The sequence below is a fragment of the Nocardia sp. CC213A genome (assembly GCF_030766805.1).
In the GTDB taxonomy this organism is placed as follows: domain Bacteria; phylum Actinomycetota; class Actinomycetes; order Mycobacteriales; family Mycobacteriaceae; genus Nocardia; species Nocardia otitidiscaviarum.
This window is the reverse complement of record NZ_JASFXA010000033.1, coordinates 47667-57834: the sequence shown is the minus strand read 5'-3', so window position 1 is coordinate 57834 and position 10168 is coordinate 47667. Positions and strand designations below refer to the sequence as shown.

Sequence of the window (10168 nt, the reverse complement as noted above, 5' to 3'; positions counted from 1 at the left end):
GACCCGAGCGAACCGTCCGCGCGATCGAAATCGTCGCGGTGGCTGGTGCGCACCAGGGTGCTGTCGGCGGCGAGCGTCCCGGCGACGGTCAATGCGGCATCCGACCGGACACCGGAGACCCGCAACGCGGCGACAGTTTCCAGGTCGGCACGCGACCGCGGCAACCCGGCCGCGAAGAGCGCGCTCGGAGTGGAGAAGTCCGCGAGGGCGACGAGCCGCGCGATGGACGCGGTCAGGGTTCCCGCGCCCGACAGATGTACCCGGCCGCCCGGTACGGTCTCGTGTACGAGGCCCGACGGCAGTCGTGCGACGGTCGCCGCGGGCAGAGCCGCCGTACCGGACGAACGGTCCGGCGGCCGGGCCATGGTCGCGGTGCGACCGGGTGGCGGCTGCCGCTGGAATTGGTCGGCCACGATGCCCCCTAGGTGACGGTGAACCGCGGCGTCACCGCGATGACACCCGGTCCGCTCAGGGTGACCTCCGGGCTGAGCGGTGCGCCGTCCAGGAACTGGCCGTCGCTCGCGGCGGTCCACAGGCCGACGTGAGTGAATGTGCCCGCTGGCACATCGAACTCGGTGGCGGCCATGGACAGCACCCCGCCGGAACCGGGTACCCAGGTTCCGGATCGGCGCGCGTACTCGCCGCCGGATACTTCGCCCTCGCCCGTGGACAGGGGGTCGGCGGTATGCAATGAGATGTACACCTCGGTGCCGGACGGGCCGAGCGCCGCGTAGGCGTCGGCGAGCGCCTGGCGCGTGGTGTCGACGGAAATCGCCATGTGATTGCCTTTCTGGTTCAGTGGTATCGGTACACCGGACCGGCGTACCAGCACTGTGTGGTGTCGTCCGGGTAGTCGACGTAGATGCGGAAGCGCGCACCCGGCGAGGTGATCTGGTCGGCCTGCTCGGCGGTCACCGTCCATCGAACGCGGTCGGTGTCGACACTCGCCGGCCAGATCGCGAGCTGCGTCGCCTCGGTCCGGTCATAGATGACGAGCTTGACGGCGGTGCCCACCTCCAGCCGGGCATCGGCGGGCAGCCGGATCTCGTGCAGGAGATCCTGTCCCTCGACCAGGATCAGCCGGTCATGAATGGGTACGTTCCCGATGGTCATCACAACGCCTCCGGCTCGGTCGGGCGCTGGCCGGATACGGTGTAGCCGCCCAGCGCTTGCAGAGCCAGCCAGTGCGCGCCATCGATCTGTTCGTCGGTGACCGGCTCGAAGTGCAGGGTGAACGAGCCGGGCGCGGCCATGACCGAACGCGTGGCGCACGCACCCGAAGACGTCGCGGGCACCACGTTCACCTCGGGCATCTGATGCGCGTAGCCGCGTTGCACCCAGATCGTCACGAATGGCGCGGGAGCACCGTTGATAACCGGGACGGGGTCCAGTCGGTAACAGCGTGCCGGACCGGCGTACCCGCCGAGATCGGCGATATGCAGTGTCGCCGTTGCCATAGTCAATCCTCCTGAAAGAACTCGATGATCGTCACTGCCCCGGCCGCGCCGGGTGCGGCGGCGCCGCCCCCGCCGGCCGGGAATCCGCCTGGGAGACCGGCTGATCCACCGCCGCCGGATTGGCGGGCCTGCCACAGGGGCGGCCGGGCTCCGTCGGGCGCGACCATGCCGGAACCGCCGCCGACAGCGCCGGAGCCACCACCGCCGCCACCGCCCGCGAGCAGGCGAACGACACCCGATGTCACCGATTCACCCGGTGCACCGGCGGCCCCGCCCTGCCCACCGCGCATGAAGGACAGTCCGCCGGAACCTCCGTTCGCACCGGACATTCCGCCCGCGGCAACCATGAGGGAGCCACCGAAAGACGACTCGCCGCCGTCGGCTCCGGCGGCTCCGCCGACGCCCACCATGACGGCCGCGCTGTCCGGTAGCTCGAGTGCCGAGATCCGGCGGTGGGTGTTCGTCACCGCCGCGCCGCCGCCACCGCCGTGGTCGTCACCACCACCGCCGCCACCGCCGCGAACAACGAGTTCGACGGCCTTCAATCCCGGTGGTTTGGTCCAGACGTCATTGGTCGTGAACACCAGCAACCGTGTCGTGGTGGCCATCAGGTGGTCCGTTCGATCACGTAGCAGATGCCGGTCGCACCCGCGCCGCCGGTCGTCGCGCCGTTTGCCGCACAGGCGCTGCCGCCGCCACCGCCACCGGGAAATCCACCCGATCCGCCGCCGTAGTTGCCGCTGTGCCCGCCACCGCCGCCACCACCACCGGTGGCGACGATCTGTGCCGGTGAGCGGCCCGCCCAGCCGGGGTTAGCGGCCGCTCCGCCGGGTGAGATGCCACCGGCCGCACCCGCCGTACCGGCCCACAGGGGTGATCCACCGGAGCCACCGCCGCCACCGCCGCCGTACAGCGCGTAGGCCGACACGGACGGCGTCGGCGCGGTACCCCGCGTGTTGCCCGCCCCGCCACGTCCGCCGTTGCCGCCGGGAATCATCCCGACGCCGCCCTGCGCGACCGGTCCCGGTGCCCCCCACTGGCCCCCTTGACCGCCGCCACCGAGCAACCACTCCCGATCGTCACTGCCGACCTCCGGGCCGAACAGCGAATCCGAGCCGCTGGCTCCGTAGTTACGATCTTGGCTCGCACCGGCGCCACCGGAGCCGATGACAATGCGAATCGGCTTGAAACTGCCGTCGGTGTTCTTCTCCAGCAGACTCGCCGGAATCGACGTGTGCGTTTCGCCGCCACCGCCGCCACCTCCGCCGGACCGGACGCCCTCCACCAGTGCGTCGTAGCTGCCGGAGCTGCCGCCGCCACCCGCACCGATGATGATCACCTCCACCGACAGGATGTCGGGCGAGGGCGTGTAGCTCGAGTTGCGGGTGTATACGATCGCTCGTCCCTGCAATACCAACTGCTCGAAGGCGTTTCGGAGTTCGGTGATGGAGTTGGCGTGGTCGTCGATGCGGTTGTTGTATGCGCCGTGTGCCACGCCCTGCGCGCTTTCGAAGGACGACACCACACCGCCCTTCATGATCGCTTTCGCCGATTCCTCGGTGAGGTTCTGGCCGTATCGGCCGCCGACGACGAAGGCGCCGTCGGGGGCTCCCTGTCCAGGAGTGGTCATGGTTCGCCCTCCGTGGACGCGAGCGCGCCGGATGGGTGCGGGGCCGCACCGGTCTGTTCGACCACGGCCCGCAGATTCGTCGTCTCCGCGACGCTTCGAGGCTCAGCGGGCTTTCCGATGCGGCCGAGCTGCTCGAGCTGGTTGATGACATGTTCCTGTTCGTGCACGGTCATCGCCGACATATCCGGCAGCACAACAGGATCGGGATCTACCTCGTCGATCGAGACCCACCGGGCCGATCCGTTGAGCATGTGCTGCTGTCCGCGATGTGGGAGTTGCAGCTTCTTCTCCTGCAGTTCCGGATGATGCCGGAATCCACACTCGTACAAGTGTTTCGATATGACCCGCGCAATGGATTCCTGCAACAGCATGGGCTGTGTGCGCGACATCGGCACCTGCGCGAGCGCCCAGAGCAGGTGCTGCGCGGGATCGCCCATATTGCACTGATTTTGGGTAGGAAAGCGCACGATTACATGACTCCTAGATTCTGGGCGATGCCGAACAGTTCCTGAATCTGCTCCAGCGCCTTGACGACCGGGTCCTCCGCTTCACGCTGTCCGATGGTGATCGCCCACGCGGGCGCGGTATCGCGACTCCACGACAGGGTCGCCTCGGAGACGCGGTCGACGTAGATCTTGCCCTTGGGCGCGCCCTTCACCGTGGACCCGATCCGATCGCCGACATAGAAGTGCCCCTTGCCGCGCTGCCCGACCAACCACGGTGCGCCGTCGGCGATGTCGAGCCGGTGCGCGATCTGCTCACGGGTGGCCCACAGCTTGGCGCGCAGGGTGATGATCGAGGACAGCGTGTACGCCTGATCGGAGGCGCTGCCCAGACCCTCGTGGTAATGCGACCACCCGAGCTGCTGCGCTCGCGCGGGCGATTTCCACGCCATCCACGCCAGGATGGTGTCCTCGTACAGCGGTTGCAGTAGCGCGTCCGCCGCGCCGCCGACCGGGGGAATCCCGATCATGGCGGCGATCAGGTCGCCCGCCATCTGGATCGAGGCGCTGATCAGCTCGTTCACACCGGGCATGCTGTGCCCGCCGGTCACCACCTGGACGTCGGTGGCGGGACGGCTGACGAAGCCGGAGGAGACGATGCCGTTGCGTTTGGTCTCCCGGTACACGATGCCGGGCGCGGACGGCAGTGTGCCCTTCCACCCCGGCTGGTAGTACTCGTCGGGGAACGCGGGGTCGTCGATGACATCGATGTTCTCGGTGTAGCCGTCGGAGGCGATATTGGTCACCGCCCGCACCAAACCGGTGAAAAGGTTTCCCCCGAAGGAGGTTTCACTCGTCCACCCGGACTTGTCCTCGATGTCGATGACCAGGCAGCCGTGCCGCAGATTCGCACCGGGCCACGGCGGTTCGTCACCGTCGAGATAGCGCCGGAACGTCGGCGTCAGCTGCCCGTCGGCCAGAATGTTCTTGGCGACGGTGTGAAAATCCCTGAATCGCGAGTACACCACCGCGAAGGGCGAATTGTCGTCTTCGATCTTCAGTGGCTTGACCACCATCGACCAGGTGGACTGGTCGAAGTTGAACCACTGCGCGGGGTCCATGGGATCGTCGGGCAGCATCCACGCCGACGACTCCAACCGCATGATGTTCACCAGCAGCGTGAGTTTCAACGCCCACTTGGCCGGACCGAACATCAACCACAGGCGCGGGAACTGTACCTCGGCGGGCAGGAACGGATTGCTCCAGCAGACAATATGCTTGAACTCCTCGTAATCGTGCTTGAAGAGCACCCGCACCAGCGTCAAGCCCTCGGGATTCTTCTCGATCTCGTAGGACTCCATCCGCCCCGACCAGCGCACCCCGTCCTTGTCGACCGTGACGTGGATGTTCTTGTTCGGCCGATTGTCGTGATCGATGATCCAGCGCGACAGGTAGTAGTCCTCCGGCAGCTCGAGTTTGCCGATGCCGGTCTCGGCGTCCACTTCCTGGAAGGACGCCGAATAGGTGTGCGCGACCCGGCCGCGCAGAATCCAGTCGCCGTCCCAGAGCCGCACCAGCGGCGGCCGGGTCCGCGCCAGCCGGTTGGCCTCCAGCCGCGCCACAATCGCCACGTACTCGCGGTCGAAATCAATGGTCGCCACCGCGCTCATCGCCGCCACCTCATTCCAGCCCCCACGGCCGCGTCCACGGCCGCGGACAGCGCACCTGCACCCCGGCGCCCGCCGGGGCACCGCTCACCACCACGGGCAGTTCGGTGTCCGGGGTGTAGGGCGGAATCGGATAGAGGAACATCTTGCCGTTCATCCGCTGGTAGACGGCGGTGTCCAGCGACGAGTTGACCTGACCCTCCAGCCCCATCTCGTCGGTGTCCACGCGCACGTGTTCACCGTCGAGCAGTTCGGGCATGGCGATCATGCGATCGGCGTCGGCGTCCGCCCGGTCGAAACGGTCGTCGCCGAACGAGAAATCGGGCAGGGTCCAGCGAATTCCACTGCTGCCCTGGATCATCCACTTCAGCCAGATCTCGGTGTCGGTCGGATTCGACACCACCACCGAACCCAGCTCGGTGGAGCCGTCGGTGGTGTCGGTGGCGGCCACGAACTCATCGGTGGCCTCGACCTCCAGCCAGCGCGGATAGGCCGCCGCCAGCGGCAGCAACACCAGACCGTACTGCTGGCCGTTCGGATCGAAACCGACCTTCAGCCGCGGATTCGACACCAGCTGCACATCCAGCCAGCGCCGGGAATCGTCCACCTGCACCCACAGCTTGGAGCGTTTCTCGTAGGAGAAGGCTTTGCGCAGGGCGGAATCGTTGTAGCGCCAGGGGTTCGCGGCGGTTTCGGTCACGTGGAAGGCGAGGGTGAAGTCGTACTTGTCCTCGCGAATACCACCGTAGGTGGCGCCGAGTTGGAAGGCGGTCGAGTTCCAGATCGTCGTCACCGGCGCGTCGTACAGTCCCGCGAACTCGGTGCCGTCGTTCTCCGAGGCCAGGTGCACGCCGCGGTCGCCCGCACCGGTACCGGCCACCGTGAACCACTCGCCGTTGTGGCCCTCCACCTCGATCAATGCTTCATTCATGGTTCATCCTTCGAATCGAAAGGAACGTCGTCATCGGCGCACGAACCCCAGCGAACGTTCCTTCTGAATGAGGTTCAGCTCCCGTCGCAGCTCTGCGGCCGTCATGCCGGTGTGCAGGTTCTCGATGGTGAGCGAGTTGTCGGTAGTGCCGCCGGGCTGCGCGAGTTCCGACAGCTGCGACCACTGCTGCGGGTTGAACACCGGCTCCGGTTTCCCGGTCTTGTTCTCTACCAGGGTCAGGCCCGGCTGCAGCCAGCCGCCATTGTCGTAGCGGCTGGGAACCAGGTATTTCAGGAACGAATTCGCGAGCCTGCCGGGAAGGTCGAGGAACTGCTCCGGTCCACGATTCGGGTCGTAGATGATCGGAGCGTCCAGTCCCGCCGGAGTGCGGCCGTTCTCCGCTTCCCATTCCGCCTGCTCGGTCCGATAGTCGGTGAAATCGGTGACCGACTGATTCCATGCGGCGGCGGCCTTGAACAACGGGATCTGGTCGAGGCTCGGCGCGCCGAAGACGTTCCGGATATCGCTCAGCTGCCCATCGACGAACGAGTCTCCGGCGTTCTGGAAGTTCGAGACGATATCGTCGAACAGAGCGGCCTCGCGCTGCTGTGCCGGGGAGAGGTCGCTATCACCGGAATCGACGTTCTGGTTGGGTGATTCGCCTCCGGTCGTAGGCGGTTGCGACGCGGGACTCTGCTCGCTGACGGTGTCGAATACGAAGTGAGCGTGATTGGTGTACGCCGGGGCGTTCGCACCGACCGCGGTACCGCCGTACTGTCCATTGCCGGACTTGCCACCCATTTCGAAGTTCACGCCGTTCGGCAAGGTCGCCGAGGTGTGGCCGCCGTACGGGCCGCCGGTGTACCAACCGATCCGCAGGCTGCCGGAGGGGCCGAGCCCGGACTCGAATCCGCGCTGGGCGAGCGCTTCGGCCTGATTGCCCGTCCAGAACCGGGTGTCGAACGGAGGCCGTCCGGCAACGTAGTTCGCGAGGGCCGACACCGCACCGGAACAGTCGCCCCAGTTGGTTCCGCCCCATTCGTAGGGCTTGCCGTCCACCTGCTTGGCGAGTTCGATCAGGCCGCTCTTGGTGACGAGGCCGCCGGTGGCGTAGCCGGGGACGGCACCGTTGTTGATCGCTTCCAGCAGTGGGCGGTTGCGTCGGGTGGAGGCGGCGTTGATGACGAATTCACCGTTGGAGAGGCGGGCAAGGATGGAGTCGCTGGTGCCGGTGCCGGGGCCGGAGATGTAGCCGCCGGAGGCTTTGCCCTCTGGCTGATCGTCCCCCCCAGTGAAGAAGCTGCCAACGCTGTCTAACGCTCTGGCAATCGGTTCTGGAATCTTGATCGAGTTCCACAGGTCCGAGATCTTGTTGATAATCTCCTCGATCTTCGTACGCAGACCTTCGAACCACCCCTCTCCTGTCTCGATGGCGTTCTTGATTGTGTCCCAACCGGATTGGAACGCCGTCTGGAAGGTTTCCCAAGCGGGCTTGATGTACTCCTCCCACATCGCCCGGAAAACCGCGCCGACCGTCTGCAAGGCCGCCTGAAACCCATCCCAGACCGGTTTGATCCCACTCCACGCAGCGGAGATACTGTCGCCGATCAGCCCGATCACGGGCTGCACGACCGTCTCCCACAGCCAATTCAGCACCGAGCCCACCACTTCGAGCGCAGCGGTGAACGCATTCCAGATCGGCTGCACATAGTAGTTCCACCACAGCGAGATGGCCTCGGCGATGAGCCCGATCACGGGCTGCACGACCGATTCCCACAGCCAATTCAGCACCGAGCCCACCACTTCGAGCGCAGCGGTGAACGCGTTCCAGATCGGCTGCACATAGCCGGTCCACCACAGCTGGAAGGCCGCGCCGATGAGTGCGAACACCGGCTGCACCACCTCGACCCACAGCCAGTTGAGCATCTCGCCGACCCGGCCCAGCGCGCCCAGGAAGCCGTCCCAGATCGGCTGGATGAACTGCCACGCGGTGGCCATGGCCGACTGGATGCCCGACCACACCGTAGCCCAGATCTGCTTGCCGCTCTCGGTCTGGGTGAAGAACCAGGTCAGCGCACCTACCACCGCCGTGATGGCGGTCAGGATCAGGCCCAGCGGATTCGCCCGCAGCGCGGTGTTGAAGGCCCGCGCCGCGACCGCCGCGCCCTTCTTCGCGGTCGCCCATACCGTGGTGGCCTTGGCCGATGCGGTGGTCGCCAGGGTCATGGCCTTGGTTCCGGCGGCGGCGGCCATGGCCCTGGTTCGCACGGCGAGCAGCCTGGGATCGAGCTTGCCCAGGCTGCCCGCGAGGTTCGCGCCTTGATCGAAAGCGCCCTGCAGCGCATTGTTCAGCGTTCCCCGAATACTGCCGAAGGCGTCGTCGACGACGCCCTTGATGGTGCCCTTGGCCCCGGCGAACGCGCTCGCCAATGCGGTGTTCACGGTGCCCTGGGCGGAGGCGAACACATCGAGCAGGACGCCGTTCACCGCTTCCTGCGTCGAACCGAACACCGCGTCCATGGCGGTGTTCAGGGCCTCGGGTGAGGAGCCGAAAACGCTCGCCCACGCACCGTTCACGGTCTCGGAGGCGGTGGCGAACGCGCCTTCCAGCGCGCCGTTCACCGTGTCGTGCGTTTGGTCGAACGCGGTGTTCAACGCCTGGTTCGCGGTCTCGGTGACACCCGCGAATGCCTCGTCCACCGCCGCGTCGACGGCGGTGGACGCATCGGCGAACACCGCGTCCAGCGCCGTGTTCATGGCACCGGCGGTCGGTTCGAAGGCCGCGTTCACAGCATTGCTCAGCCGTTGTGGGGCTGTCACGAACGTGGCGTCCAGCGCACTGTTCACCACACCGGGAGCGGCGCGGAATGCATCGGCGACCGCGGTCCGCACCGCATCCGGTGCCGATTGGAAGACATCGCGCACGGCGTCGGCCACCTGCTGCGGTGTCGTACCGAGCAACCCGTCCACGGCACCCGCCAGCGCACCTTGCGGTCCCCCCGTCATCAAACCCACGAGGGCGCCGTTCAACGTATCCGAGGCCCGGGCGAACGTGCCGGTCAATGCGGTGTCCAGCGCGGTCGACGCCGAGTCGAAGACGCTCAGCAGCGCATCGTCGACCGTGCCGGACGCCTGGGAGAACACATCCTCCAGGGCGGTGTGCACCGCCCCTTCGGCCGATGCGAACGCGGTGAGCAACAGCGAGTTCACCGCTGCGGGCGACGTACCGAAGGCCCGTTCCCACCCGTCGTTCACCGCGCTGCTCGCGCCATCGAATGCCTGGTGGATGGCATTGTTCACGGTGGGAGTCGCCGCACTGAAGGCATTCTCGAAGGCGGCGTTCACCGCGTTCGATGTACCGTCGAACGCTTCATCCACGGCCGCGTGCACGACACCGGACGCACCGTTGAAGCTCTGTCGCAGCGCGGTATTCAAGGCTCCCGGCGCCGAAGCGAACAGCTGGTCCATGCCCCTGTCCACCGCACCTGACGCCTCATCGAACGCCATTGTCAGCGCTCGTTCCAAGGTGACCGCGACGTCGATGCCGAAGTCACGTACTGCTTCGATGGCCATGACACCTCTGTTCAGTTCGTGGGTCCGCCCCGAGATTCACCGGGGGGACGGGCCGAGCAGTCCGAATGCTGCTCGGATTCGAGTGATTACGCCGACGTCGCCTGCTCCGGTGACGCCGGTTCGCGGGCCCGGACGGCGGCCAGCCTGGCCCGTACCTGGTCCATGGGGATCGCCGTGCCACGCACCCGTCGTTTGGTCTTGTCCTCCACCCCCGGGCGCGGATACGGCGAGGGACGATTGCGGTTGCGGCCGCCGTCCTTGGTCTTGCTCCACAGCAGCAGATTCGCCACATCCACCAGATCGGCCAGCAGATGCTCGACCTGCCCCCACCGGTATCTATCGGGATGCATGGCCCGGAACAGGGCGCTGTCGGAGGAGGATTCGCGAATCAGGACGGCGAAATCGCGCCAGGTGAAACGATTCGAGCCGACGTCGCGCAAGCGGACACCGGCTCGGATGAGATCGGC

11 protein-coding genes are annotated in these 10168 nt (G+C 66.7%); all 11 read right to left on the bottom strand.

Features of this window, described 5'->3' with window-relative positions:
• Positions 1-413, bottom strand: a 413-nt coding sequence (locus QJS31_RS36040; protein WP_306358901.1) for a hypothetical protein, incomplete at its 3' end; no start/stop codon positions are given.
• Between the two features lie 8 nt (positions 414-421).
• Positions 422-778 (bottom strand): hypothetical protein, encoded by a 357-nt coding sequence (locus QJS31_RS36035; RefSeq protein ID WP_282778333.1) that lies wholly within the window; start codon positions 776-778, stop codon positions 422-424.
• Between the two features lie 17 nt (positions 779-795).
• Entirely contained in the window at positions 796-1113 is a 318-nt protein-coding gene (locus QJS31_RS36030; protein ID WP_282778331.1) for a hypothetical protein, read from the bottom strand.
• The gene (locus tag QJS31_RS36025; protein ID WP_282778330.1) at positions 1113-1457 is read right to left on the bottom strand and encodes a hypothetical protein; all 345 of its coding nucleotides are present in this window, start codon (positions 1455-1457) and stop codon (positions 1113-1115) included. Before QJS31_RS36025 ends, QJS31_RS36030 begins: the two co-directional genes overlap by 1 nt.
• A 2-nt stretch (positions 1458-1459) precedes the next feature.
• Positions 1460-2065 carry a hypothetical protein gene (locus QJS31_RS36020; protein WP_306358900.1) on the bottom strand — a complete coding sequence of 202 codons (606 nt, stop codon included), beginning with the start codon at positions 2063-2065 and terminating at the stop codon, positions 1460-1462.
• The gene (locus QJS31_RS36015) at positions 2065-3087 is read right to left on the bottom strand and encodes a hypothetical protein (protein WP_306358899.1); all 1023 of its coding nucleotides are present in this window, start codon (positions 3085-3087) and stop codon (positions 2065-2067) included. Before QJS31_RS36015 ends, QJS31_RS36020 begins: the two co-directional genes overlap by 1 nt.
• Complete coding sequence (locus QJS31_RS36010; protein WP_282778324.1) at positions 3084-3554, bottom strand: DUF2744 domain-containing protein; 471 nt, start codon at positions 3552-3554, stop codon at positions 3084-3086. The genes QJS31_RS36015 and QJS31_RS36010 overlap by 4 nt, the downstream gene beginning before the upstream one ends.
• Before the next feature lie 2 nt (positions 3555-3556).
• A complete protein-coding gene (locus tag QJS31_RS36005) occupies positions 3557-5200 on the bottom strand; it encodes a phage tail protein (RefSeq protein WP_282778322.1) in 1644 nt (547 codons plus the stop codon).
• Positions 5201-5210: 10 nt separating this feature from the next.
• On the bottom strand, positions 5211-6128 hold the full coding sequence (locus tag QJS31_RS36000) for a phage tail protein (RefSeq protein WP_282778320.1): 918 nt from the start codon (positions 6126-6128) through the stop codon (positions 5211-5213).
• A gap of 30 nt (positions 6129-6158) precedes the next feature.
• Positions 6159-9701: a hypothetical protein gene (locus tag QJS31_RS35995; protein ID WP_306358898.1), complete on the bottom strand. Its 3543-nt coding sequence runs from the start codon at positions 9699-9701 to the stop codon at positions 6159-6161.
• An 86-nt stretch (positions 9702-9787) separates the two neighbouring features.
• Complete coding sequence (locus QJS31_RS35990; RefSeq protein ID WP_282778316.1) at positions 9788-10141, bottom strand: DUF5361 domain-containing protein; 354 nt, start codon at positions 10139-10141, stop codon at positions 9788-9790.
• Positions 10142-10168: the final 27 nt, after the last annotated feature.